Source organism: Micromonospora sp. Utrum1 (genome assembly GCF_057197805.1).
Genome location: NZ_CM170071.1, coordinates 3,863,167 through 3,887,630 on the forward strand (window position 1 = coordinate 3,863,167; position 24,464 = coordinate 3,887,630).

Below are 24,464 nucleotides of genomic sequence, written 5' to 3' on the forward strand. Positions count from 1 at the left end.
CCGTGACTGACGACCGAAAGAGGGGATATTTCATGGGTATCACCCGGCGGAGCGCCCTCATCGCCGCAGCATCGTCCCTGCTGACCGTCACCGCCGCGTGCGGCGCCCCGGACAACAACTCGGGCGGGGCCGGCGGCGACAGCAACGGCGAGGTCCCCGACAAGCCGAAGAAGGCCGTGGCGCTGAACGTCCTCGACGTCGCGGGCAACCTGCAGCTGACCCAGGGGATGATCGACGAGTTCGTCAAGAAGAACCCGGACGTCATCTCCCGGGTCACCTACTCCAAGTCGCCCGCCCCAGAGCTGGCCGGCAAGATCAAGGCCCAGCAGAACGCCAACCGGGTGGACATCGGCCTGGTGCTCACCGGCGTGGACGGGCTCTCGGCCGGCATCGACCAGGGTCTCTGGCTCGACGTCCTGCCCAAGTTTCAGAGCCGGTTGACCGGCATGAACAACTACCTCGCGCCGGCCGCCGCGATGCAGAAGCTCGCCGGCAACGCGGGCGTGACGGTCACCTACTACCCGTCCGGCCCGCTGCTGGAATACCTGCCGGCGACCGTGTCGACCCCGCCGACCAGCGCGGAAGAACTCCTCGCCTACGCCAAGGCCCACCCCAAGAAGGTCCAGTACGCCCGACCGTCGAACTCCGGTCCCGGACGCACCTTCCTGATGGGGCTGCCCTACGTCCTCGGCGACAAGGACCCGAAGGACCCGGTGAACGGGTGGGACAAGACCTGGGCCTACCTGAAGGAGCTCAACCAGTACGTCGACTACTACCCGTCGGGCACGAGCGAGACGATGAAGAACCTGGCCAACGGGTCGGCGCACATCATCGCCTCAACCACCGGCTGGGACATCAACCCCCGCGTGCTCGGCACCGTGCCGAAGGAAGCCAAGGTCACCTCCCTGAAGGGCTTCCACTGGGTGACCGACGCGCATTACGCGGTGATCCCCAAGGGCGTGTCGAGCGACACCCAGGCCGCGGTGCTGGCCCTGCTGGCGTTCATGCTGACCCTGCAGCAGCAGGCCAAGGCCTACGACGACGGCTACTTCTACCCCGGCCCGGCCGTGCAGGGCGTCCAGCTGTCGGACGCGCCGCAGAAGAGCCAGGACGCCATCCGGGACTACGGCCGGCCGGAGTACGAGTCGCTCATCGCGAACAACCCGACCGAGGTGCCGCTGGACGCCAAGGCGCTGGTGGCGGCGTTCGACCGGTGGGACCGGGAGGTCGGCAGCGGAAAGGTCAAGCAGGGATGACCAGCGGCACAAAAGCCTTCTCCCGGCTCCGACTCGAGGGCGTGTCGCGTCGCTTCGGTGACCATGACGCGTTGCGTGACCTCGACCTGACGATCGAGGCGGGCGAGTTCGTCGCCCTCCTCGGTCCCTCGGGCTGCGGCAAATCCACCGCGTTGAACTGCCTCGCCGGACTGCTGCCCCTGACCGGGGGCAGCATCTGGCAGGACGACCGGCGGATCGACACGCTGCCGCCCGAGCGCCGCGGCTTCGGGATGGTGTTCCAGAACTACGCACTGTTCCCGCACATGTCGGTCCGCGCAAACATCGCGTTCGGGCTGCGCATGCAGCGGCTGCCGAAGGACGAGATCCGCCGCCGCACCGAGGAGGCGGTCCGCCTGGTACGCCTCGAGGAGCACGCGGACAAGCTGCCCGGCCAGCTCTCCGGCGGGCAGCAGCAGCGGGTGGCCATCGCCCGCGCCGTGGTCCTGGAGCCGTCGCTGGTACTGATGGACGAGCCGCTGAGCAACCTGGACGCCAAGTTGCGCCTCGAGATGCGTACCGAGATCCGCCGGCTGCACCAGTCGCTGGGGCTCACCACGGTCTACGTGACGCACGACCAGGAGGAGGCGCTCTCGCTCGCCGACCGCCTCGTCGTGCTGCGGGCCGGCCGGGTGCAGCAGATCGGGACCCCGCAGGAGCTGCACACCCGCCCCGCCAACTGGCACGTCGCCGACTTCATGGGCTACCGCAACCTCTGGACGATGCGGGTACGGGAGGCGGCCGACGCAACGGTAGCCGTCGAGCTGGACGGTGTCCGGCTCGTTGGCGACCCGGTCGGGCCGGCGGCGCCGGGCGACGACGTGATGGTCGCGGTGCGCCCCGAAGACGTCCGGGTCGACCGGGCCGGCGCGACGACCAACGCGGTGCCGGCCGAGATCGAGGTGGTGGAGTACCAGGGGCGGGAACTGGCGGCCGAGGCGGCGACCGCCACCGGCCTCCGGGTCCACCTGCGTACCGACCAGCGGGTCGCGCCCGGTGACCGGGTGACGCTGAGCATCGACCCCCAGCGGCTGCTCGTCTTCCCCGCGGACCCGGCCGGCGCGACGGCGCCCGCCGAAGCGGCGGCGGCCGCGGTCGAGGAACCAGGGCTGGTCGGATGAGTGTCACGACCTCCACCCCCGTCGCGGAGTCCGCCGGGCCGCCGCCGCGCACGCGGGCCCACTGGCAGCACCGCCTCGCCGAACGTGGCGTCGACCGGCACCTGTGGCTGCTGACACCGGCGCTGCTCTTCGTCGTGCTGCTGTTCCTCTACCCGTTCTTCTACGGGCTGGGCCTGTCGTTCCAGCCGATGGAGGGCGGCCCGTTCAGCGACTATGCGCGCTTCTTCAACGACGCGTACCAACGCGGGACGATCTGGACCACGCTCGGCCTGTCGCTGCCCGCCGCACTGCTCAACGTGGCCGCCTCGGTGCCCATCGCCTACCGGATGCGGGGGCGGCTCCGCGGCAAGCGGCTGGTCACGATCCTGCTGGTCGTGCCCATCACCCTCGGCACCGTGCTCACCGCACAGGGTCTGCTGAACTTCCTCGGCCCGACCGGGTGGTTCAACCGGGCGCTGACCGCGGTGCACCTCACCGACGAACCGGTTCGGCTCGTCCACAACTACTGGGGCGTCTTCTTCTCCCTGGTCATCACCGGGTTCCCGTTCGCGTTCCTGCTCGTCCTGTCGTACCTGTCCGGCATCGACCCGACGCTCGAGCGCGCCGCGGCGACCCTCGGCGCCGGCTGGTGGCAGCGGTTCCGGATGATCACCCTGCCGCTGCTGATGCCCGGGCTGGCCACCACGTTCTGCCTGACGTTCGTGCTCGCGTTCAGCGTGTTCCCGTCGGCGGTCCTGGTCGGCAACCCGGCGGGGGAGACCCGGGTCATCTCCATCGCCGCCTACCAGGCGGCCTACGAGCAGTACGACTACCCCTACGCGTCGGCGATCGCGATGGTCATGGGACTCATCGAGCTGGTGGTCATCTCGGTGGTGCTGTTCGCCCGCACCCGCTTCTACACCGGATCCACGGGAGGCAAGGGCTGATGGTCACCACCACCGCGGCAACCGCGGCCCCCGACGTGCGGCCCCGGCGGCGCATCGTCGCCCGTCCCGCCGCCTGGCTGGTCTGGGGCGCGGTCATCTTCTTCTTCCTCAACCTGCTGGGGATCGTCGGGTCCGTGCTGGTCAGCTCGTTCGGCCAGCGCTGGTTCAACACCTGGCTACCGGACGGCTACACCACCAAGTGGTACGGCGAGGCGTGGACCGAGTTCGCGCTGTTCCAGGTGATCAAGGTGACCCTGGAGGTGTCCCTGCTCGTCGTGGGGCTGTCGCTGGTGATCGGCGTCCCGGCGGCGTACGTGCTGGCGCGCCGTGACTTCCCCGGGAAGCGGGCCATCTACCTGGTCTTCCTGCTCCCGATCCTGATGCCGCCGATCACCTACGGCATCCCGCTGGCGACCGTGCTCTACAAGTTCGGGTTCGCCGGCCACCTCTCCGGCGTCGTGCTGGCGAACCTCGTCCCGTCGGTGCCGTTCGTGATTCTGACGATGACGCCGTTCATCGAGCAGATCGACCCGCGGATCGAGAGTGCGGCCCGGATGTGCGGGGCCGGCATGTGGTCGGTCTTCCGGCACGTGCTGGCGCCCCTGCTGCTGCCCGGGATGCTGGCGTCGGCGATCCTCGTCCTGGTCCGGACCGTCGGCATGTTCGAGCTCACCTTCCTCACCGCCGGCCCGGACTCGCAGACCCTCGTCGTCGCGCTCTACTACTCGATGTCCGCGGCCGGCATCCGGGCGCAGCAGTCGGTGGACGCGATGGCGGTCATGTACACCGCGATGATGCTGGTGCTGCTCGTGATCGCCCTCCGGTACGTCAACCCGACCCAGCTCGTCGCCCGGGTCAAGGAGGAGCCGGAACCGTGAGGATCACCGACGCCCGGGTCATCGTGACCTGCCCGGGACGCAACTTCGTCACGCTGAAGATCGTCACCGACGAGGGGATCACCGGCGTCGGTGACGCGACCCTCAACGGTCGGGAACTGGCCGTCGCGTCGTACCTGCGCGACCACGTCGTGCCGCTGCTGATCGGCCGTGATCCGGCGCGGATCGAGGACACCTGGCAGTACCTGTACCAGGGCGCGTACTGGCGGCGCGGCCCGGTGACGATGAGCGCGATCGCAGCGGTGGACACCGCGCTGTGGGACATCAAGGGCAAGGTGGCCGGCCTGCCGGTATACCAGCTGCTCGGCGGGCGGTCCCGCGACGGTGTGACGGTGTACGGGCACGCCAACGGCGAAACCGTGGAAGACGTCGTCGTCGAGGTGGCCCGTTTCGCCGACCTCGGCTACCGCGCGGTGCGGGTGCAGTGCGGGGTGCCCGGCCTGGCCAAGACCTACGGCGTCAGCCGCGACAAGCTCTTCTACGAGCCGGCCGATGCGGCGCTGCCCAGTGAGGCCACCTGGTCGACCGAGCGGTACCTGGCGCACGTGCCCACCGTCTTCGCCCGGGTCCGCGACGAGTTCGGACCTGACCTGCGGCTGCTGCACGACGTGCACCACCGTCTGACTCCGATCGAGGCGGCGCGACTCGGCCGCAGCCTGGAGCCGTACGCGCTGACCTGGATGGAGGACCCGGTCCCCGCCGACTTCCAGGAGGGTTTCCGGCTCATCCGCCAGCACACCACCACCCCGGTCGCGGTGGGGGAGGTGTTCAACACCGTCTGGGATGCCGCCCAGCTGATCCGCGAGCAGTTGATCGACTACATCCGCACCACGGTGGTGCACGCGGGCGGCCTCACCCACCTGCGGCGCATCTTCGACTTCGCGGCCCTGCACCACGTGCGCAGCGGCTCGCACGGGGCGACCGATCTGTCCCCGGTGTGCATGGCCGCGGCCCTGCACCTCGACATCGCGATCCCCAACTTCGGGCTGCAGGAGTACATGCGGCACACGGAGCAGACCGACGAGGTCTTCCCGCACGGGTACCACTTCGAGGGCGGCTACCTGCACCCGGCGGAGGCGCCCGGCCTCGGCGTGGACATCGACGAGGAGGCGGCCGCCCGCTATCCGTACTCGCCCGCGTACCTGCCGGTCAACCGGCTGGAGGACGGCACGGTGCACCCGTGGTGAGGGCGCGAAGCGAGGAATCGGCATGAGTCTGGTTGTCCTGTACGGGAGCGACGACGTCGCGGTGGCCACGACGCCCATGAACGCGGGGGAGCCGCTGGTGCTGCCGGGGGTGACGGCCACGGCCCTGTGCGAGGACGTGTCCGCCGGGCACAAGGTCGCCCTGCGTGACCTCGCCGCCGGCTCGCCGGTACGCAAGTACGGCCAGGTGATCGGGCGGGCGCTGGTGGACATCCGCGCGGGCGAGCACGTGCACGTGCACAACCTCGGGATGCCGGAGGATGCGGCCGCCCGCCTGGCCGGTGGGGAAGGCAGGCCGGTCCCGCAGCTCCCCGCCGACCTGCGGCGCACGTTCCAGGGCTACCGCCGCCCGGACGGTCGGGCCGCCACCCGCAACTACGTGGGCGTCCTGACCACCGTCAACTGCTCCGCCACCGTCGCCCGGAAGATCGCCCGGGTCACCGAGGACGACGCGGAAGGGCTGGACGGGGTCGACGGCGTCGTCGCGCTGACCCACGGCACCGGGTGCGGCATGGCCGCCGAGGGCGAAGGGTGGGATCTGCTGCGCCGTACCCTCGCCGGTTACGCCCGCAACCCGAACATCGGGGGCCTGGTCGTGGTGGGGCTCGGCTGCGAGGTGAACGCGGTGGCCGGGCTCATGGCCGACCTCGGCGTGGCCGAGCACGTGCCGGTGTCGTCGTACACCATCCAGGAGCTGGGTGGCACCTCCGCCGCGGTGGCCCGCGGCGTCGAGCTGGTCCGGGGCATGATGCGGGACCTCGCCGGCGCGACGCGCACCGGGGTGGGGGTCGAGGAACTCGTGCTGGGCCTGCAGTGCGGCGGGTCCGACGGCTGGTCCGGGCTCACCGCTAATCCCGCCCTCGGCGTGGCCTCGGACCTCCTGGTCGCGGCCGGCGCGACGTCCGTGCTCGGCGAGACGCCGGAGATCTACGGCGCCGAGCACCTGCTGGCCGCACGGGCGACGAGCCCGGAGACGGCCGAGGCGCTGCTCGAGCGGATCCGGTGGTGGGAGGAGTACACCGGGCGGCAGGGCACCACGATGGACGCCAACCCGTCGCCGGGCAACAAGGCCGGTGGCATCACCACCATCCTGGAGAAGTCGCTGGGCGCGGTGGCGAAGGCCGGGCGCAGCCCACTCGCCGCGGTCTGCCGGTACGCGGAGCCGATCCCGCGGCCCGGGCTGGTCTTCATGGACACCCCCGGCTACGACCCCGTCTCGGTGACCGGGATGGTCGCCGGCGGGGCGAACCTCATCTGCTTCACCACCGGGCGCGGCTCGGTCTTCGGCAGCCGCCCGGTCCCGACCGTCAAGCTCGGCACGAACGCCGAACTGGCCAGCCGGATGGCCGACGACATCGACCTGGACTGCTCACCGGTCGTCGAGCAGGGCATCTCCGTCGAGGAAATGGGCCGGCGGGTCTACGACCTGCTGCTGGACGTGGCGTCGGGCCGTCGCAGCGCGAGCGAGGAGTTGGGCCTCGGCGGCGAGGAGATCGTCCCGTGGCAGTTGGGAGCCGTGCTATGAGCGACGCCGCGCCTCGGCTGCGCCTCGACACGCTGGACCGGCTCGGACGGGGCGGGGCGTTCACCCCACCTGCGGTGGATCCGCGCGCGCTGCGGGTCGGCATCGTGCACCTCGGGATCGGAGCCTTCCACCGCGCGCACCAGGCCGTCTTCACCGAGCTCGCCGCGGCGGCGGCCGGCCGCGACGACTGGGGCATCGCCGGGGTCACCCAGCGCTCGGCGTCCGTACGCGACCAGCTGACGCCGCAGGACGGCCTCTACTCGGTGCTGGAGCGTGGCTCCGGCGCCGCCGCGCTGCGCGTCGTCGGCAGCGTCCGCGAGGTGCTGCACGGGGCGGGCGACCCGGCGGCGGTCGTCGACCGGATCGCTGATCCCGCCGTACACCTCGTCACGCTCACCGTGACCGAGAAGGGCTATCGCCGCGACGGCACCGGCCGGCTGGACCGGTCGGATCCGGAGGTGGCCGCCGACCTCACGGGACGGCCGCCGCGGACCGTCGTCGGGCAGCTCGTCCGTGGGCTGCAGCGCCGGGCTGCCGGGGCCGCCGGGCCGGTCACCGTGCTCTCCTGCGACAACCTGGTCGGCAACGGCGAGGTCCTGCGCGGGCTGGTGCACGACTTCCTGGACGCGCTGCCGGCGGCCGAGGCGAGCCCGCTCGCCGACTGGATCGCCGCGTCGGTACGCTTCCCGTCCTGCATGGTCGACCGCATCGTGCCGGCCACCACCGACGACGACCGCGCCGAGGTCCGAGCGGCGCTCGGGCTGCAGGACCGGGGCGTCGTGGTGGCCGAGCCGTTCCGCCAGTGGGTGATCGAGGACGACTTCGCCGCCGACCGGCCCGCCTGGGACCGCGCCGGCGCGGTGCTCACCGACGACGTCGCCGCGTGGGAGTCGGTCAAGCTGCGCATGCTCAACGCCACCCACTCGCTGCTCGCGTACCTGGGCGCCCTGCGTGGCCACGACACGATCGCCGCCGCGCTCGCCGACGACGAGCTCGCCGTCGCCGCCGAGGCGCTGATGGTCGAGGACGTGGCACCGACCCTGCGCGTGCCGGACGGCCTGGACCTGGCCGACTACCGGCGGCAGGTGCTGGAGCGGTTCGCCAATCCGGCACTGCGGCACCGGACGGTCCAGGTGGCCATGGACGGGTCGCAGAAGCTGCCGGTCCGGCTGCTCGGCACCGTCCGGGACCGCCTGGCCGCCGGGGCCGTGCCGCGGCAGGCGGCGCTCGCGGTCGCGGCCTGGATGGCGTACGTGGCCGAGGGGCGGGACGTGCGCGGCCGGGAGTTGCCGCTCGACGACCCGCTGGCGGACCGGCTACTGGCCGCCCGCGCCGCCGGCGCGGGCAACCCGGGGCGGCTGGTCGACTCGCTGCTCCGCGTCGAGGAGATCTTCGGCGCGGACCTCCCCGAGCACGACGGCTTCCGAGCGGCGCTGACCGAACACGTCGGGCGGCTCACCGTGAACCGGTGAGCCCCGGTTCGGCCAGCAGTCGCGCTACGACGTACGGGTCAGCCGCCACCACCAGGACGGTCCCGCGATGTCCGCCTCGGCGCGCAGGTCGGTCGTCACGGCACCGAGGCCGGTACGGGCGGTCACCGTGCCAAGGTGCTGACCGGTGCGGACCTGCGATCCGGGCGCTGTCCGCTCGACGGCGACCGTGACCCGCAGCCCCGGCCAGCCGATGACCTTCACCGCGCTGGCGGTCCGTACCGGGACCGACCCGCCCCACGCGGCCCGGACCTCGCCCACGCCGGCCGCGGGCAGCACCTCGTACGCCCGCACGAGCCGCTTGGCCGCGGCGAGCAGCTTGCGGGTGACGGCGTTGACCGCCACGAGCTGCTCCGGGGTGTCCTTGCCCGGCTGGCCCAGTACCGCGCCCACGATGGTGAGGGTCCGGCCGGCGACGGCGAGACGGGCGGCGAAGACCAGGTTTCCGCCGGCCTCGTCGGTGGACCCGGTCTTGATCCCGAACACTCCGTAGGTGCCCAGCAGGTCGTTGTAGTTGCGGACGGTGCCGGCGACCGGCAGGGTCGCTTTCCGCTGCGCGACGATCTCGGCGAAGGCGGGCAGCTTGAGCGCCTTCTCGGCGAGCATCGTCTGGTCCGCCGCGCTGCTGACCGTGGTGGGCTCGAACCCGCTGGGGTCGGTGTAGTGGGTGTCGGCCAGTCCCAGGCGCGCGGCGGTGGAATTCATCTTCGCCACGAAGGCGTCGACACTGCCGGCGTCCCACTTACCCAGCATCGCGGCCACGTTGTTGGCCGACGGCAGCATCAGGGCCTGCAACGCCTGCCGCTCGGTGAGCCGCTCGCCGGCAGCCACCTGCACCAGTGACTGCCCGCTCGGGATGCGGGAACGATAGTCGGCCACGTCCGCGGCGGTGACGGTGATGGCCGGGCCGGGCTGGCCCACCTCGAGCGGATGGCCGGTGAGCACCACGTAGGCCGTCATCACCTTCGCGACACTGCCGATGGGGACCGCCGCGTGCCCGCCGGACCGCCCCAGCGTGCCGAGCCCCACCACATCCAGCTGCGCCTGGCCCTGCCGCGGCCAGGGCACGCCGATGACCTGTCCGGGGATGGACAGTGCGGCCGGCACCGAAAGCTGCAGCGCGGCGGGCGGCGGCTTCCGGGTGAGCTGGACGCCGGCCAGCGCCGCCAGCGCGGCCAGCAGGACAGCCAGCACGATGACCACCAGCCGTCGGCGTGACCGAGACCGGTTCGGAAGCGAGGACGCCGAATGGTAGACCGACAACGAAACCCAATCCCCCTCGAACGGGCGCCGGACGGCCATTGCGCAGCAACTGACCGCTGCGGCATGCGGTTGCCGCAGCCCATCGCGAAACAGAGATCTTATGCGGCGCACCCGGTGATCGTGATCCTGGATGCCGGACCACGCTCACCGGGTGCGTGTGCCGCCTCAGGCGTGGCCGTGCATCGTGAGGACGACTGCCTCACCAGCGCCCACGGTGATCCGGGCGCGCCCCGCCTCGGTCGTGCCCACCGTCGGCTGGAAGCCGGGCCAGGCGCCGTCCGCCGACACGGTCCGACCGTCGATGCGTACGGCCGGCGCGTCGAGGGTGCGGCCCGCGCCGCTCGGGTCGTCCGGGGTCATCCGGTCGAGCTCGTACGTCGCGCCGGGCGCTGCCACGTCGACCGACGTCGGCTGGTCACCCTTGTTGATCAGGAACAGCCGCCGCTCGGACGCCGCGCCGTCGACGCGCCAGGCCTTGACCTGCCCGCCCTGCGCGGCGTTGACCGTCACGGGCACCGGCCGGAGCCCGGTGGTGCCCTGTGCGAACCGGGAGAACAACAGCAGCGCGTAATACTCCGGCGCAGGGGCCGGCGATCCCATGGCCGGTGAGGGGTCGAAGTTGATCGCGTTGTAGTAGCCGTTGCCCTCCTCGGGGTGGAAGAAGGCCCGTACCTCGGCGTTGTGGAAGTTCACCCCGATCGCGCCGGTGCCGCACTCGGCGTTGACCGACGGGGCGTGCGGCGGCTGAGGGCAGGCCGCGTTGAACATCGCGTCGAGCGCCCAGAGCGCGCTGGCCGCGACGTCGCTGACGCCGTGGGCGCCGCGTCCGGCGGCGGTGTTCAGTTCCTCGACCCGGTACGCGAGGCCGTGGCGGGCCGCCTCGTCGGCGTGCGTGTAGACCTGGTAGTCGAAGTTGTCCAGCCGCTCGTCGGAGAGCAGCTCCGGGATGGTCGGGCAGCGGTACGGGTCGGAGGCGCAGGTCCGGGCCAGCGGGTAGAAGTGGTCGGCGGCCCACGGGCCGAACGTGCCGGCCTTCGCCTTCGTCGGCCCGGCGGTGGCGTCGAGGATGGCCGGCCAGTCGCCGAAGAAGCGGGTCTCCACGCTGCCGTCGGCGATACTCCGCCAGGGCGAGATGGGCTCACTGGTGTTCGGCGTGACGAGCGGGTACGGCCCGGTGACGTCCGCGCGCGAGTAGGCGGCGAAGTCACTCAGGTACTCCTGCAGGTCGTAGCCGTAGGAGAGGTCCGGCTCGTTGCCGAGCGACACGGCGGCGACGTAGTTGTCGGCACCGGCGAACGCCGGTTGGACCCCCTGCGTGACGAAGGCCTTGGCGTGCTCCGGGCCGCGCCAGGGCCGCCCGGCGGTGGCCGGCGCCATGGCGGTGCCGAGGGTCACCGCCCAGCGCGGGGTGTCGCCGCCGTCGCCGTTGGTCGCGTCGAGGGTCGCCCGGATGTCGGCGAGGTCCTCCGGCGTGATCACGTCGTTGGCGTTCGCCGCGTTCGGGTCGAACCGCACGATGTCCTGCGACGAGCCGCCGATGCGCAGCATGCCCGTGTCGAGGTTGCGCAGCAGGTTGACGAAGGCGGGCCGGGCGCTCGGGCCCATGTACCGCTCGATCAGCGACCACTCGACGCTGAACCCGACGAAGTGCGCGGGGACGGACCCGCCGCCCACCATCCGCCGCGGGTCGAGCCGTACGGACGCGTGGGACTCCGCCGGGTCGGCGGTCGCCGCGGCGCTCACGCCGGGGCAGGCGAGCACGGCCAGGGCCACGACCGCGGCGGCGCCGCGGGCCGGATGTCTTCTCATCAGGTACGCCTCTCAGGTTCGGGTTCAGGACAGGGTGAGCGCGGCGAACCGCCAGTACTGGCCGGCGTTGTCGGCGGCGAAGTCGAGGTCGACGGTGCGGCCGTCCGCACCTCCGTCGACCGGGAACGTCAGCCAGGTGAACTGCCCGGTCGGCGACGGCGTCGCCAGATGCGCGAGGGCGCGACCGCCGCTGGAGACGGTCATCGAGTCGGCGGCGAAGCCGGCGTCGCCCACCAGGAGGGCGACCTGGTGCGTACCGGCCGGCACGGCGAGCCGCAGCGTCGCGGGCGTCTGCCCGGTCACGATGTCGCGGCGCAGGTTGTCCGGGCCGCCCCGGTCGCGCGACTGCGGCGCGGTCCCGACCCAGCCGTACCCCCGGCCCGCGTCCCAGCCGTCCGCCGGCGACAATCGGCGGTAGGTCGGCAGCAGCGGGCTGGTGGCCGTACCGGCGTCAAGCGCGAAGGACACACGGTCACCGCGCGGCGCGGTCACCACCGGCGCCTCCGGCCGGCCGTACAGTGGCGCGCCGGTCGCCGTCACCACCGCGGCGAGCGTCGCCACCTGCGGCGACGACGGCGGCGTCACGGAAACGGGGATGCTCACCGCGCCGAACGCCGGCACCTCGCGCGCCGTCGACCCCGAGGTCCAGCCCTCCGGTACGGCCAGCCGCGCGTCGACCGGCACCGGACGGTCCGTGCCGTTGGCGACGGTGACCAAGGCCTGGCCCGCCTCGCCGGTGAACAGCGGCTGGCCGGGGACGGCCAGGCCCTGCACGGAAACGTGCCCGGAGGCCAGGACGGTCAGGTCGTCGACGTACGTGGGGACGACCGGTGGGTTGGTGTTCCCGCCGACCGCCTGCACCGCCACCTTCGGCGACCCGGCGAGGCTCGCGGTGCCGAGGGGATACCAGTACTCGCCGTCGCCGGAGTACTCCGCGGTGACGTCGGCGCCCCGGCGCACCAGGCGAAGCCGCGCCGACCGTCCGTCGTACGGCACGGACGACCGGGTGCCGATCTTCCCGCCCGACTCGCTCAGGAACTCCAGCGCCCGGCGCCCGTCGACCCAGCCGAGATCCGCCTTCACGTAGGTGTCGTCGTCGACGTACGCGTAGAACCCGACCTGCTGGAAGTCGGCGGAGAGGTCGGGTGCCTCGACGGTGACGGTGGCGGTGAAGTCGGACTGCGGCGTGTCGGTACGCACGAACAGGTTCCGCCCGTCACCGCCGGCTCCCGTCTCGCCGCCGCGCAGCGTCGACAACCGCAGCGCGCCGGGCCGGTCCCGCAGGCTCCAGCCGGAGTCGTCCGGGCGGACGATCTGCCAGCCGGGGTCCAGGGTGCCGGAGGTGAAGTCGTCAGCAGCCGGGCTGGTCACGCTGTCGTTGCTGCGCACGGTGAAGGGCACCGGCAGGGCCTCGGTGTCGGCGTCGACGACGGCCCGCACGAACCCGGTCGAGGAGACGTGGTCGGCGGTGAGCGTGCCGGTGAGCGTGACGTCGACGGTGGTTTCGCCGCCGGCGGGCACCGCGAACGGCACCGGCTCGGCGGTGAAACCGGGTGGTGGTTCGACCACCACCGTCCCCCGGCCGCCGTGGCCGAGGGCGTCCACGACGGTCACCCGCTGGCGCAGCGTCGCGGCCCGGTCCAGCGGTGCCGCGAGGACGCTGGCCCGCGCGATGCGCACCGGCGAGAACATCACCCGCCAGCCGAGCTTGTGCTCGCGGTAGAAGGTGTCGAGCCCCTTGGTGTGGAAGGGCGGGACGGGCTCCGGGTTCTGCCCGGAACCCCAGGTCGGGGTGCACCAGAACTCGGTGGAGGTCCAGTACATCTTGCCGATGAGGTGCGGGCGGTTGTTCAGCAACCGGTTGTGCTCGTCGACCACGAAGGCCTGGTAGTACTCGGTCCCGCGGCCCACCCCGGGGCGCTGGTGGACGGCCTCCGCGCCGTACTCGCTGAGCAGGATGGGCTGGCCGGTCATCTTCTGCAGGGCGTCGAGATGCGAGGTCAGGCTCTCCAGGGTGGAGTACCAGCCGGCGTAGTAGTTGGTGGCGAAGAAGTCCTGGTAGGGGTACGCCCGGTCGCTGGTGTGCCGGTGGGAGACCTGGGTGTAGAGCCGGGTCGGGTCGAGGCTGCGCCCGTGGGCGATGACGTTGCGCACGTAGTCGACCGCGCCGTCGGTCTCGGTGGCGTTCTCGTTCCCGACCGACCAGGCGAAGAGGCTGGGATGGCTGCGGTCGCGGTCGATCATCCGGCCCAACGTCCGCTTGCCGAACTCCTGCACGTCGGGCCGGCCGAGGAAGCCACCCGGTTGCGAACTGATGTTGTTGATCTCCTCGATGACCAACAGGCCGTACCGGTCGGCGGCGCGCAGCTCGGCCGGGGTGGTGGGGTAGTGCGCGGGCCGGAAGAGGCGGAAGCCCTTGTCGTGCAGCTGCTTGATCTCGCGGTCGGCCAGCCCGTCCGGCTGGGTACGGCCCAGCCCGGGGTAGTCGGCGTGCCGGTTGAACCCGGGCAGGTCCTGGATCGGCTTGCCGTTGAGCAGCAAATCGAGGCCGTCGACGGAGACGGTGCGGAAGCCGGTCTGCTCGACGAGTTCCCGCCAGGCGGCGTCGCCCAGCGGGCGGAGGCGCACGGTGTACAGGTTCGGGTGGTCCAGGTCCCAGAGCGCGGGAGCCGGGACGTCGAGCGCGATCGGCGTCGCCGCGCCGCCGCCGGCGGGCAGCGTGGTGCTCACCGGCGTCGGGCCGAGCACGCGCCGGCCGTCGGGCCCGTCGAGCGTCAGCATCGCCGCCACCTGCTGCGGCGAGCCCGTCGCGTTCACCCCGGTCGGGCGTACGGTCAGCCGGCCGGCGGCGGTGCCCTCGGCCCGGGTCTCGGTCAGCGCGACGGCGGGGGTGCGCTCGAGGCGTACCTCCTGGAGCAGGCCGCCCCAGTTCCAGTACAGGCCCTGAACCGGGCGGGCGTACTCGCCCATGGTGGAGACCCGGTTGTCGACCACGACGGCGATCGTGTTCGTACCGGCCCGCACCGCCCCGGTCACGTCGAGCCGGGTGGGCAGATATCCGCCGGTGCTGGCGCCGACGTCCACGCCGTTGACGAAGTACCGGCAGGTCCAGAAGCAGGATTCGAAGACCAGCGCGGTCTGCTCGCCCAGCTCGGGTGCGTCGAGGTCGACCGTCCGGCGATAGACCCCGACCACGCCGTTGTCGTCGTTCCACTCGGCCCGCACCGCCCCGACCGAGTCGGGCACGGCGATGAGCGGCCAGTCGCCGGCCTCCTGCTCGGGCCGGACCGCCGGCGGGACGGCCCCGTCCAGAGCGCCGTCGGGCAGATCGGCGCCGGTGGCGAACCGCCATCCGCCATCGAGGCCCTGGATGCCGGGACCGGGCGGCGGGGAGACGGTCACGACCCGCTTGGTCACGCTGCGGGTGCCCGACGGGGTGTCGGCCTCGGCCCGCAGGTCGTGGGCGCCGTCCTGGAACCAGGTGGCATCGGTCGCGGTGGCCCAGATCGGCGCGGTCTTCGTCTGTCTGGCGTAGACGTCGGTCAGCTCGGACAGCTGCACCTCGTCCAGGTAGAACCGCACGGCGGTCGTCCCTGGCGGAGCGTCGACCTCAAGGTCCACGGTGCCGCTGAGCTGCCGGCCGGTCGGCGCGGTGAACCGGAGGGACGGTTCGGCCGCGCCGACGCCGGCGGGGGGTGCGACCAGCACGAACGCCAGCGCGGCGGTGCAGGCGGACAGGCAGGCGACGATCGGTCTGGGGAGCCGGATCCTCATGGCAGCGTCCTCGCGGGTTCGACGGACCGGGCGGTCTCGCGCATCGGTCAGGTGCCTGCGCTCCGCGTGCCGCAGTTCTGAAACCGTTTGCGGTTACCTGATGGCAACAAAGGGTACGGGCGCCCGTCAATGCATCCGGGGGGATGAAACAAGTTTCACGCGCCGCAGCGATCGGCTCGCTCGGTCGCCCGACCGGCGGCTTCACGCTTGCACCCGGCAAGGATCGCCGGGGACGTCGATCAGGACTGAAACAAGTTTCAGGCTTGTCACGCATTGACCGGCGGCCAAGTGTTTGGTGTCGTGAACGTCGGACCGCAAACGGTTTCAGGTCCGCGCGGTCCCCGACGAAGGTTCGGAGGAGAGGCCATGCCGCCGATGACGGATCCCGCCATCACCCGACGCGGACTGTTCGGCCTGGGGGCGGCCGCCACCGCCGCCACGACGCTCGCCGGCGCTGCTGGACCGGCGTGGGCGGCGGCGCCGGACGGCCTCGCCCCGCCGGGCGACGCCGCCGCGGAGCTCCTACGGCAATGGCGGGAAGCGCCGGGCAGCCATCCGTTGCTGCCGGACGTGTCGACCGCCGGCTACCGGCTCGGCCGGCGGCCGCCGCGACCGCCGGTCACCACGAAGGTCACCGACTTCGGCGCCCGGCCGGACGGGACGGACTGCGCCACGGCGTTCAACGCCGCCGTACGCCACGCGGGCGAGCACGGCGGGGGAGTGGTGCTGGTACCGCCGGGGACCTGGACGCTCTCCGGGCCGGTCTGGATGCACTGGTCGGGCGTGGTGCTGCGCGGGGCCGGTCGGGACGCCACCGTGCTGCACTTCACGCATACCCTCGACGACGGCTACCGGCCGAACCGCCAGTCCAACGGCAACAGCCGCTGGTCCTGGACCGGCGGACAGATCTGGTTCGTTTCGCCCGAGCGCCGCGCCCGCTCGGAGGCCGAGGACTACGCGGGGACCGAGGGGTGGCTGCTCGGTGACGTGCTCGCCGAGGTCGGCAGCGCCTCCCGGGGCCAGCGGACCCTGGTGGTGTCCGGCACCGGCCGGCTGACCCCCGGCGACATGGTCGTGCTGGAGTGCCAGAACCCGCCGGACGCGAGCCTGCTGCGGCACCTCGCCGGCGACGTGCCCGGCACCCGCGACTACGACTGGCCCCGCGGCGCACCCCAGCTCGTCACCGGATCCGGCGGGCAGTACGTGCAGTACGCGACCCTGCAGTGGCCGGTGCGGGTGGAGGCGGTGCTCGGCGACCGGGTGGTCCGGCTGGCGCAGCGCCTCAAGTACGACCTCCGGCCCGGCTGGCCGGCCCGGCTGCGCGGGATCGGGCCGACTGTGACGGACGCCGGCGTCGAGGACCTCACGATCCGGAACGAGCTCATCCCGCAGACCGCGCACAACCGGCACCCGGGCTCGAACGGGGTGTGCTTCCAGGCGGTCCACGACTGCTGGGTGCGGGACGTCAGCGTGGAGAACTGCGATCTCGGCTTCGGGCTCACCACCGCCAAGTCGATCACCATCACCGGGGTCACCGTCGGCGGGCGGGCCGCCCACCACAGCTTCGCCTGCCGGATGCAGTCGAACGACAACCTGGTGGAGGACTTCGAGATCGAGCGGTTCACCGTCCCGGTCGTCTCCGGGGCGATCCACCACGGCCTCAACCTGGAGGGGCTCTCGGCCGGCAACGTCTACCGCGGCGGGCGCATGGCCGAGGGGACGTTCGACACCCACCGGGCGCTGCCCTTCGAGAATGTCCGGACCAACATCACGGTGGAGAACAACGGACGGGTCGGCGGATCCGCGGCGTCGGGGCCCCTCTTCGGCGCCCGCATGGCGCACTGGAACGTCCGCATCACCAACGACCGGTCGTATGCGATCACGATCGCCGACGTGGCGCCGCGCAGCGCAACCGTCGGCGTGCAGGGCGTCGGAGACACCAGCAGCGGCCTGACCCGCGACTTCTCCGGCGACCTGGAATCCCTGCTCGCCGACCACGGATCGGCGCCGTCCGTTGCGGACCTCTATCTCGCCCAGCGCGGTCGGCCCTAGCCTTCAGGAGGACGAGATGCGTCACCTTCCAGGTCGAACGCCGGGACGACGGCTGCGGCGGTGCCTGATCGTGGGAGCGCTGGTCGCCGGGCTGGCGGCGTACCCCGGTGCCGTAGCAGTCGCCGGGGACGCCGCGCCGGTGACCACCGACCTCACCCTCACGGCGACGGTGAATGGGGGCAACGCCCGGCTGGCCGAGGACTTCCAGGGGTTCTCGGTGGAGTCGGCGGACTTCGCGCACGGGTTCCTGACCCGGGAGCGGATGGCCGAGCGGCTGCGCACGCTGGGCCCGGGGGTCCTCCGGCTGGGCGGCTACTCGATGGACCTGGTCTGGCCTGCCTTCGGGCGGTGGGCCGACGCACCGGTCCCGCCGGAGGCGATCGGCGGCACCGTCGACCAGTCCGATCTGGACCACCTCAAGCAACTGGTGGACGCCTCCGGCTGGAAGGTCACCCTCGGCGCACCGCTCAAGAAGATCATCGACCCGTCCAAAATCAAAAACCCCACTCGGGACCCGTCGCCCGACGTCAGCCTCGAGCAGGTGGTGGCCGAGGTCAAGGCCGCCTACGACACCCTCGGCGACGACCTGCTGGCCGTGGAACTCGGCAACGAGTACGACAACGTCACCACCCTGACCGGGGCCGAGATGTGGGCGACGGCGAGGCGGCACCAGGATGCGATCCACGCAGCCGTGCCGCAGGCGCGGTTGCGGATCGCCGGGCCCTCGCCGAGCGGCGCGAAGAGCAGCACCCGGGAGGACGAGTTCGTCACGGCGGCGCTGGCCGATGGATCCGTCAACCCGCAGCATGTGCTCGCCGAGCTCTCCTCGCACTGGTACCCCTGGAGCCACTGCAGCGGCCGGACCATGACGATCCCGCAGCTGATGTCGGCGGAGACGCACTTCAACAGCCGTGCCAAGCTGGCCGGGATGCGGGCTGTCAGCGCCCGGTTGCACGACACCGTCCGAACCACGATCAACGAGTCGAACAGCGCCTCGTGCAGCGGGATGCCGGGGGTCAGCAACTCGTACGCCACCGCGCTCTGGTCGCTGGACTACCTCCTGCAGACCGCCCAGAGCGGCGTCGACCGGCTGCAGTTCCACACCAACACCGCCGCCATCTGCGGCGACTTCAAGGCACGTGAGTCCGCCGACTACCCGATCTCCTACCGCTACTACGGCGCGTTCTGCGCGGCCGGCCAGGCGGCGCTCGACGCGGATGAGCTCTCGGCGAACCCGCTCTACTACGGCATCTGGGCGTTCCGCCAGGTTCCCACCGGCCAGTTCGTCGACCTCGACCTGGCCGACAGCGCCCTCGACCGGATCCGGGCGTACGCCGTCCTGGGCCTCGACGGCGCCCTCACCGTCGTCCTCATCAACGTCCAGGACCCCGCCGTCGTCGGCAGCACCGCCGACACCGTCGCGGTGAATTTGCCGGCGGCCTACCGCGACGGGCGAGCGGTGACCCTCCGGAGCAGCGCTCCTGACGGGCTCGCCTCCCTCGACGCGAGCCGCATCACCCTCGGCGGCCAGCAAGTCTCGCCCGCCGGCACCGCCACCGCCACGCCGGAATCAACCGTGGTGCCGGTCGACTACCGCTCGGCAACCGTCAGCGTCGCGCCCGGCACCGCGCAACTCGTCACCTTCTCGCACTGACCGGCCGGAGGCCCGGACCAACCATCGCCCACGGGAGCCGCACATGCAGAGTCCAGCGCCGGATCCGCGCCAGCCGCCGCGCGGCGTCAGTCGACGTACCCTGCTCGGCGGCCTCCGACTCACCGCCGCCGCGGTGACAGGCGCCCGCATCCCGGGTCCCGCGGCGGCGGCCCCGGCCGACCCTGGCCTCAGCGTCATGGTCGCGGGAACCGCGGCGGGCCGCGGCATGCCGCTCGTCGGTTACAACACCGGCCATTTCCTACCCGGCGGCAACACCAGCGCCTGGCTGGCGTACTCGCGCGTCAACGCGGTCCGCTTCTTCGCCTCCTTCGAGGACTGGTGCCCCGACGAGGCCTTCGACCCGGGTGCGGGGATTTCCGACATCGATGCCTTCGACGCGGCTAAGGAGGAACTGCGCCGCAGCCCGGAGGAGAACCGCTTCCTCGACTGGGCGCTGCTGCGGGAGGTGTTCGAGCACCACGTCTACTCGAACACCAACTTCTACCGACTGAACTATCAGCTCGGCGAGTTGAAGCGGCTGGGCATCACCCCGATCCTCGAGGCCGCCCAGCTGCGCTGGAACAGCCCGTGGTCTGGGCTGTGGCAGCAGTGGCAGAAGCACTACGCGTTCACCTACCACCTGGCCGGCAACTACGACGTCGAGCGCTTCAACTTCATCAACGAGCCCGACCACCCCAGCGCCGCTCGGGACATCGTCGATCAGCAGGTGTACGTCCGCGGCCTGCAGATCGCCTCGGACGCCGTGCACTGCGCCATCGCCGACGTGAACCAGCGGTACGGCAAGAGCCTGCGCGCGCTCGTGCACGCACCCGTCGTCACCCACGTGTCCAGCTCGCGGGGGAACGACCACATGGACGCCGACCCGGACGCCGACGCCCGCGACGACGAGCACGGCTGGGGTGAGATAGCGCTGCGCAACCTGCGCACCGACTACCGCGGCAACCGGGTGGACTACGACATCTTCTCCGTGTTCGACACCCACCAGTACAACAAGGCGGCCGAGACCTACGCGTACGAGTTCGCGATGATGCGGCAGCGGATGCGCGAGTACACCCCGACCGGCGTCGCGCTGCCGATCGTCTACTCCGAGTTCAACCGCCGCAACACCAGCGCGTTCGAGACCAGCGGCGACGACCTCGACACCCCGCTGATCTACGGCGATCTGGCCCGGATCTGGGGTGCGGCGGTGACCGCCCAGGCCGAGGGCATGATCGTGTTCAAGTTCCAGGACACGATGCGCGCCAACGGCATTCCGTACGGCACGGGCTGCTACCACGTCGAGCACGACGGCGTCCACGACATCCACGGCGCCACCAAGACCGCCGAGGTCAACCGCCTCTTCGCCAAGGGCTTCGCGGGCGAGCACCGGCGGCTGCTGAGCGCCACCACCGGGGACGGCGGGACGATTCCGGTCAGCTACGACCCGCGGACCCGCTGCCACCATCTCTGGCTACCCCACCCCGGCGGCAGCCCCGCGGGGCCGCTCTCGCTGGACCTCGGCGGCTTGGGGCTCGGCGGCGGACAGGTCGTCGTCGAGGAGGTGAGCCCCACGCACAGCGGGGGTATCACCACGATCGCCGCGCTGCCCGCCGACGGCCGGATCACCCTGGCCCAGCCCGCCGACGCCGTCTGGCTGGTCACCGTGGCGGATGCCGACGAGTCCCGCTCCACCGAGGCGTACGCCGACGCCTCGGTCGTGCAGGGCGGACCGCCCGCCGGCGGCGTGCCGGAGAGCCTCGCCGTCGCCCTCGACCCGGGCGGGTCCTCCGCCGTGAGCTACCTCGCCTTCGACGTCGGCGGCGGCCCGGCGGCCCGCCGAGCCGTGCTCGAGGTGTTCGGAAGCAGCACAGACGCGGCACCGCTGACCGTGATGGTGTACGCGATGACCGACACGTCCTGGGCCGGACGCGAACTGACCTGGGAGTCGGCGCCGTACCTGGATCCCAGCGCGGTCCGGCCCACCTCGGTGGGTGACCGGCTCCACCCGGCCGGCCAGCTCACGGTCGCCGGCGCCCCCGGTCCCGCCCGGCTCGACGTCACCGACGCGCTGCGCCACGCCCGTGGTCGTTCCCTCGGTTTCCTGCTGATTCGCGAGCGGAAGCGGGCCGAGGACACCGCCGACGACGGCCGCCGACTCGTGCTTTCCGGACGTGCCGCGCCCCGGCCGGACGTCCGCCCTCGGCTGCATCTGCACCACTGACGCAGCAAACCGTCCACCACCGCAAGGAGAACCGATGAATCCACACAACGAAGGTGGAACGGGGACCGCCCGCGCGGCGGCACCCGCTCCCGTACGACCTCGCTTCCTGCGCCGGTCGCTGGTCGCCGGCGCGCTGGCGACCGGGCTCGTGGCGGCCGCCGGCCTGCCCGCGATCGCCGACGACACCGCCACGACAACCAGCCTCACCCTCACGGCCACCGTGGACGGAACCAACGCGGTGCTGGGGGACGGCTTCCAGGGGTTCTCGGTGGAGTCCGCGGACTTCGCCCACGGCTACCTGACTCGGGAGCGGATGGCCGAGCGGCTGCGGACGCTCGGCCCCCAGGGCGTCATCCGGCTCGGCGGCTACTCCATGGACCTGGTGTGGCCCGCGTTCGGCACATGGACCGACGCGCCGGCCCCGCCCGAGGCGATCGGCGGCACGGTCGACCAGAGCGATCTGGACCACCTCAAGGAGCTGCTGGACGCCACGGGCTGGAAGGTGACCCTCGGCGCGCCGCTCAAGAAGATCATCGACCCCTCCAAGATCAAGAACCCCACCCGGGATCCGTCACCCGCCGTCAGCCTGGACCAGGTGGTGGCCGAGGTGACGGCCGCGTACCGGACGCTCGGCGACGACCTGCTGGGCGTGGAGCTCGGCAACGAGTACGACAACGTCACCACCCTGACCGACGCGGAGATGTGGGAGACGGCGAAGCAGTACCGGGCCGCCATCGACCAGGCGCTGCCGCACGCCGACCTGAAGATCGTCGGGCCGTCGGCCAACACCGCGAAGACCAACACCCACCTGGAGGGGTTCGTGTCCGCCGCGCTGGCCGACGGGTCCACCCAGCCGCAGCAGGTGCTGGCCGAGCTGTCCTCGCACTGGTACCCGTGGAGCCACTGCGGCTCCTCCACGGTGACCGTCGACCAGCTGATGTCCCCGCTCACGTACACGAACACCCGCAACAAGCTGGCCGGCATCACGGCCGTCGACGATCAGCTGCACGGCACGATCCCGATGACCATCAACGAGTCGAACACCGCCTCGTGCAGCGGGATGCCGGGGGTCAGCAACTCGTACGCCACCGCGCTCTGGTCGCTGGACTACCTCCTGCAGACCGCCCAGAGCGGCGTCGACAGGCTGCAGTTCCACACCAACACCACCGGCGTCTGCGGCGACTTCAAGCCCCGTGACTTCGCCGACTACCCGATCTCCTACCGCTACTACGGCGCGTTCTGCGCGACCGACCAGGCGGCGCTCGACGCGGACCAACTGTCCGCGAACCCGCTCTACTACGGCATCTGGGCGTTCCGGCAGGTGCCCCAGGGGCGGTTCGTCGATCTCGACCTCGCCGACGAGCACCTGGACAAGCTCCGCGCCTACGCCGTCAAGGGGAACGCCGACACGCTGACCGTGGTGCTCATCAACGTCCAGGACCCGGCCCGGGTGGGGAGCACCAACGATGCGGTGACGTTGAACCTGCCCTCCGCCTACCACATCGGGAGCCAGGTGACGCTGCGGAGCACCGCGCCGGAGGGGTTCGCCTCGCTGGACGCCGGTCAGGTCTCGCTGGGCGGCCAGACCGTGTCGCCCGCGGGCGTCGCCAGCGGCACCCCGCAGGCCGCCGGCGTTCCGGTCGACCAGCGGTCGGCGACGGTGACCGTCGCGCCGGGCACCGCGCAGATCGTCACCTTCTCGTAACCGGTCAGGGGCCGGTCCCGCCCGAGCGGGACCGGCCCCCCGTACCGGATCCTGTGCCAGCCGCAGCCCTGGGAGCGCGCGATGACCACGGAACACAGCAGGCGTAACGTCCTTCGGTGGGCGGCGGTCACGGGCGCCGCCGGAGCCCTGACGCCCCTGGTCGGCGGCCGGGCCTACGCCGATCCGACCCCCAACGGGAACCCCTGGGCCCGCGCCCAGTACATCAGCGCCAAGGTACGGCGGCCCCGCTTCCCGGACCGCTGGTTCGACATCACCCGCTTCGGCGCGGCGGGTGACGGCGCCACGGACTGCACGGCCGCCATCCGGCGGGCCGTCGAAGCGTGCCACGCCGCCGGTGGCGGGCACGTGCTGGTGCCGGCCGGACGTTTCCTGACCGGCCCGATCCACCTGCTCAGCAACGTCGACCTGCACGTCACCGCCGACGCCGTGGTGCTGTTCAGCCAGAACCCGGCCGACTACCTGCCCGCCGTGCTGACCCGGTTCGAAGGGGTCGAGCTCTACAACTACTCGCCGCTGATCTACGCGTACGGGCAGGAGAACATCGCCGTCACCGGCGCCGGGGTGCTGGACGGCCAGGCGGACAACGCGCACTGGTGGCCGTGGAAGGGCAAAACGGAGTACGGCTGGAAGCCCGGCGACCCGAAGCAGGACGACGCCCGCGCGCGGCTGTTCGCGATGGCCGAGCAGGGGGTGCCGGTCGAGCAGCGGGTCTTCGGCGAGGGGAACTACCTGCGGTCGTCGTTCGTCGAGCCGTACCGGTGCCGCAACGTGCTCATCGAGGGCGTCACGATCGTCCGCTCCCCGATGTGGGAGATCCACCCGACGCTGTCGACGAACGTCCTCGTCCAGGGCGTCACGGTCGACTCGCACGGCCCGAACAACGACGGTTGCGACCCGGAGTCCAGCCGGCTGGTCGTCATCCGGGACTGCACCTTCGACACCGGCGACGACTGCATCGCCATCAAGTCCGGGCGCAACGCCGACGGGCGCCGGGTCGCCGTACCCAGCGAGGACATCCTGATCGAGGGTTGCCTGATGCGCGACGGCCACGGCGGCGTGACCATCGGCAGCGAGATGTCCGGCGGCGTGCGCAACGTCTTCGTACGCGACTGCGAGATGTCCAGCCCCAACCTGGACATCGCGCTGCGGTTCAAGACGAACTCGGTCCGCGGCGGGTTCATCACCGGCTTCCACGCCCGCGACATCCGCATCGGCGAGGTCGCCAGCGCAGTGATCGACATCAACTTCTACTACGAGGAGGGGCCCGGGTACGGGTTCAACCCCGTCGTGGGTGACATCGGCGTCCAGGATCTCACCGTGCGCTCGGCCGGTCGGGCCCTCAACCTCCGCGGCTACGCGGACGCGCACATCCACGGGGTGACCCTCACCGACGTCGACTTCGGAACGACCAGCCGGCCCGACGTGGTCGAGAACGTGGACGACCTCGTGCTGCGCAACGTGCTGGAGAACGGCGCGCCGCTCGAACCGACCACGGCATGACGGTGGCCGCCGCTCGGCGCGGCCGGCG

The 24,464-nt window shown here is 71.8% G+C and carries 15 protein-coding genes; 12 read left to right on the forward strand and 3 right to left on the reverse strand.

From position 1 onward, the window contains the following. Positions 1 to 32: 32 nt before the first annotated feature. From AC0OLQ_RS18180 to AC0OLQ_RS18210, 7 genes are read left to right on the forward strand one after another with little or no spacing between them, the layout of a single operon-like run. Positions 33 to 1,256, forward strand: a complete 1,224-nt coding sequence (locus tag AC0OLQ_RS18180) for an extracellular solute-binding protein (RefSeq protein ID WP_484527182.1) — start codon at positions 33 to 35, stop codon at positions 1,254 to 1,256. Continuing rightward, positions 1,253 to 2,395: an ABC transporter ATP-binding protein gene (locus AC0OLQ_RS18185; protein WP_484527183.1), complete on the forward strand. Its 1,143-nt coding sequence runs from the start codon at positions 1,253 to 1,255 to the stop codon at positions 2,393 to 2,395. The genes AC0OLQ_RS18180 and AC0OLQ_RS18185 overlap by 4 nt, the downstream gene beginning before the upstream one ends. After that, positions 2,392 to 3,321 (forward strand): ABC transporter permease, encoded by a 930-nt coding sequence (locus tag AC0OLQ_RS18190; RefSeq protein ID WP_484527184.1) that lies wholly within the window; start codon positions 2,392 to 2,394, stop codon positions 3,319 to 3,321. The genes AC0OLQ_RS18185 and AC0OLQ_RS18190 overlap by 4 nt, the downstream gene beginning before the upstream one ends. Then, on the forward strand, positions 3,321 to 4,199 hold the full coding sequence (locus AC0OLQ_RS18195; RefSeq protein ID WP_357344178.1) for an ABC transporter permease: 879 nt from the start codon (positions 3,321 to 3,323) through the stop codon (positions 4,197 to 4,199). Before AC0OLQ_RS18190 ends, AC0OLQ_RS18195 begins: the two co-directional genes overlap by 1 nt. Beyond that, complete coding sequence (manD, locus tag AC0OLQ_RS18200) at positions 4,196 to 5,404, forward strand: D-mannonate dehydratase ManD (RefSeq protein ID WP_484527185.1); 1,209 nt, start codon at positions 4,196 to 4,198, stop codon at positions 5,402 to 5,404. The genes AC0OLQ_RS18195 and manD overlap by 4 nt, the downstream gene beginning before the upstream one ends. 22 nt (positions 5,405 to 5,426) lie before the next feature. Then, the gene (locus AC0OLQ_RS18205; protein WP_484527186.1) at positions 5,427 to 6,947 is read left to right on the forward strand and encodes a UxaA family hydrolase; all 1,521 of its coding nucleotides are present in this window, start codon (positions 5,427 to 5,429) and stop codon (positions 6,945 to 6,947) included. Continuing rightward, on the forward strand, positions 6,944 to 8,419 hold the full coding sequence (locus AC0OLQ_RS18210; RefSeq protein ID WP_484527187.1) for a mannitol dehydrogenase family protein: 1,476 nt from the start codon (positions 6,944 to 6,946) through the stop codon (positions 8,417 to 8,419). The genes AC0OLQ_RS18205 and AC0OLQ_RS18210 overlap by 4 nt, the downstream gene beginning before the upstream one ends. A gap of 24 nt (positions 8,420 to 8,443) precedes the next feature. On the opposite strand, the gene AC0OLQ_RS18215 is transcribed toward AC0OLQ_RS18210, so the two are convergent. The 3 genes from AC0OLQ_RS18215 to AC0OLQ_RS18225 all read right to left on the reverse strand — a co-directional run bounded on the left by AC0OLQ_RS18215 (position 8,444) and on the right by AC0OLQ_RS18225 (position 15,283). After that, positions 8,444 to 9,631, reverse strand: a complete 1,188-nt coding sequence (locus tag AC0OLQ_RS18215) for a D-alanyl-D-alanine carboxypeptidase family protein (RefSeq protein ID WP_484527188.1) — start codon at positions 9,629 to 9,631, stop codon at positions 8,444 to 8,446. A gap of 234 nt (positions 9,632 to 9,865) precedes the next feature. Further along, on the reverse strand, positions 9,866 to 11,509 hold the full coding sequence (locus AC0OLQ_RS18220; protein WP_484527189.1) for a glycosyl hydrolase family 79 C-terminal domain-containing protein: 1,644 nt from the start codon (positions 11,507 to 11,509) through the stop codon (positions 9,866 to 9,868). A 24-nt stretch (positions 11,510 to 11,533) separates the two neighbouring features. After that, the gene (locus AC0OLQ_RS18225; RefSeq protein WP_484527190.1) at positions 11,534 to 15,283 is read right to left on the reverse strand and encodes a glycoside hydrolase family 2 TIM barrel-domain containing protein; all 3,750 of its coding nucleotides are present in this window, start codon (positions 15,281 to 15,283) and stop codon (positions 11,534 to 11,536) included. A gap of 366 nt (positions 15,284 to 15,649) precedes the next feature. Between AC0OLQ_RS18225 and AC0OLQ_RS18230 the strand changes: the two genes are divergently transcribed. The 5 genes from AC0OLQ_RS18230 (at position 15,650) to AC0OLQ_RS18250 (ending at position 24,436) form a co-directional block, all read left to right on the forward strand. Next, a complete protein-coding gene (locus tag AC0OLQ_RS18230) occupies positions 15,650 to 17,335 on the forward strand; it encodes a glycosyl hydrolase family 28-related protein (RefSeq protein ID WP_484527191.1) in 1,686 nt (561 codons plus the stop codon). Between the two features lie 70 nt (positions 17,336 to 17,405). Next, positions 17,406 to 18,989 (forward strand): glycosyl hydrolase family 79 C-terminal domain-containing protein, encoded by a 1,584-nt coding sequence (locus tag AC0OLQ_RS18235; RefSeq protein WP_484527192.1) that lies wholly within the window; start codon positions 17,406 to 17,408, stop codon positions 18,987 to 18,989. Positions 18,990 to 19,185: 196 nt separating this feature from the next. After that, a complete protein-coding gene (locus AC0OLQ_RS18240; protein WP_484527193.1) occupies positions 19,186 to 21,210 on the forward strand; it encodes a CBM96 family carbohydrate-binding protein in 2,025 nt (674 codons plus the stop codon). A 34-nt stretch (positions 21,211 to 21,244) separates the two neighbouring features. After that, on the forward strand, positions 21,245 to 22,915 hold the full coding sequence (locus AC0OLQ_RS18245; protein ID WP_484527194.1) for a glycosyl hydrolase family 79 C-terminal domain-containing protein: 1,671 nt from the start codon (positions 21,245 to 21,247) through the stop codon (positions 22,913 to 22,915). 81 nt (positions 22,916 to 22,996) lie between these two features. Then, positions 22,997 to 24,436, forward strand: coding sequence for a glycosyl hydrolase family 28 protein (locus AC0OLQ_RS18250; protein ID WP_484527195.1), 1,440 nt, complete (start codon positions 22,997 to 22,999; stop codon positions 24,434 to 24,436). Positions 24,437 to 24,464 lie beyond the last annotated feature (28 nt).